General features: G+C 57.9%; 2 protein-coding genes and 1 tRNA gene. All 3 read right to left on the bottom strand.

Translation table 11 applies throughout. The annotated features are described in order from the left end of the window. Positions 1–539: transposase (locus AWB78_RS42355; protein WP_198399497.1), on the bottom strand; the 539-nt coding region annotated here is incomplete at its 3' end. 59 nt (positions 540–598) lie between these two features. Continuing rightward, a complete protein-coding gene (locus AWB78_RS42350) occupies positions 599–859 on the bottom strand; it encodes a hypothetical protein (protein WP_157697906.1) in 261 nt (86 codons plus the stop codon). Positions 860–1,556: 697 nt separating this feature from the next. Continuing rightward, positions 1,557–1,633, bottom strand: a tRNA-Ile gene (locus AWB78_RS42345). Positions 1,634–1,822 lie beyond the last annotated feature (189 nt).

The following is a 1,822-nucleotide window of genomic DNA, read 5'->3' as shown; positions in this document are numbered from 1 at the left end:
TTCGCCTTGGCCAGCAGCGCATCGATCTGTTCTTTGAGTTCCAGCTCGGCTTTCTTCATCCGCTCGTAACTCATCGCCTTATGACGCGACGCATTGGCCTTGATCTTCGTGCCGTCAACGGCAATCGTCCCGAGCTTGACCAGTCCGCATTCCTTGGCCAGCTTCACCACTTGCACAAACAGCTCCGACAGTTCCTTCAAGTGAAAGGCGCGAAAGTCGCAAAGCGTGCGATGCGCCGGATAGTTGCCCGCTGCGAGGACCCGGAACGCGACATCTTCATGCAGCTTCCTGGCCAGCTTGCGCGACGAGAACACCCCGGTCGCATAGCCGTAGACGAGCACCTTCACCATCATCGCCGGATGAAAGGGTTGATTGCGCGGGCCGCCGCTCGCATACCGCGCATGGAAGCTTGACAGGTCGAGCGAATCCACCGTGTCGCTGATGTAATAGGCCAGGTGCCCTTCCGGCAGCCAGTCTTGCAGCGCGTGGGGCAGCAACATCTGCTGCTGCGGCTCGTATGGGAGATAACTTGTTGGCATCTGCTAACAACGTCTTCTCCGCTCGGCCGGATGACATCAGATTTCTGCCGCGCACACTCCTAGGTCGGTGGCATATCAGCTCCGACCCTCAATAGCGTGCTACGAAGGCGCGCCAGCGCAAGGTGCGGGCGATGGCTGGCCGCGATCGCCCGGGCGAATGTCAGGCCATGCCTTAACTCGAAATCGGCGTCGAGATTGCGCTCGAGCACATGGATGAGCATCATCACTGTCTTGGTCTTGAAATCTATTTCGGCCTGAGCAGGGTCGCCAAAACGTGTGCGAAATGAGTCGACCAGCACCAGCGCGTCTATGACGTCCATCTCATATCCTTCCTCCTGCATCGTCAATTTATTCGACGCAATCTTTCTTTTCCCATACTTCGATCCGTGGCGATGAATGGCCAGGAGAATGACTCAGATCCGTCCGGTCACTCGCCCTGAGCTCGAACGCGTGCTTCGCGCGCGCACACGGTCAAGGGCAACGGAACATTGATTCTCTGTCCGACGGATTGTCCGCAAACCGAATTAATTCCAGTCCGTACTTGCTGTGACGGCTCGAGCAAATCGAGGTGGAACAGGGGGTATTTGTCTCGCGAACGTCGAGAGCGATTTTTTGAACTTCACCGCGAACAGCGCGGGACACAGAGGGCGTAAAGAAGACCGGTACTGCCGTGATATCGTGAGATGACGACCAAGACACGCACGGATCAACAACAGCCAGCCTATGGATCCAATCGTCCACGCCTTTCTCACTCTCGAACAACATCTTCGCGCCGTCCTCAGCACGCCCCGGTCTTATCGCCCCGATCGTTGTCCGCATTGCGGCCGCGACAAGCTTGGGGACACGGCGTCTATGACCGCAAGGCCGACCACAGCAGCCGCGCCTCACTCAATCCCGTACCCGTGCTGCGCTTTGTTTGTCCGACGTGTTAGCGCACCTGCTCGCGCCTGCCGCTGTGTTTCGGTGCGCGCCGCTGGTACGCATCGGCGCTGCAGCAGGTCGGTGCTGGGTGTACTCTGGTGGGCCTTGCAGGGCTCGAACCTGCGACCAAAGAATTATGAGTTCTTCGCTCTAACCGACTGAGCTAAAGGCCCAACAACTACCGAATAGTCCGAGTCCGTTGCCGGAACGGACTGCTGTTATACCATAGCTTCGTCGTTTCTGCGCGGTCTCAGCTCGCGATTCCAGGGACTCCTCCCCTTAGATCTTATCCGTAAATTATGTTAGCGCTCAGCGGCACCTTGCGGAAGGCGATGATGGCAGCGGCAAGATGGTTTAGGGCG

This window comes from Caballeronia calidae (assembly GCF_900044055.2).
Taxonomy (GTDB): Bacteria; Pseudomonadota; Gammaproteobacteria; order Burkholderiales; family Burkholderiaceae; genus Caballeronia; species Caballeronia calidae.
The sequence above is the reverse complement of the archived record's forward strand: the minus strand, read 5'-3'. Positions and strand labels throughout refer to the sequence as shown.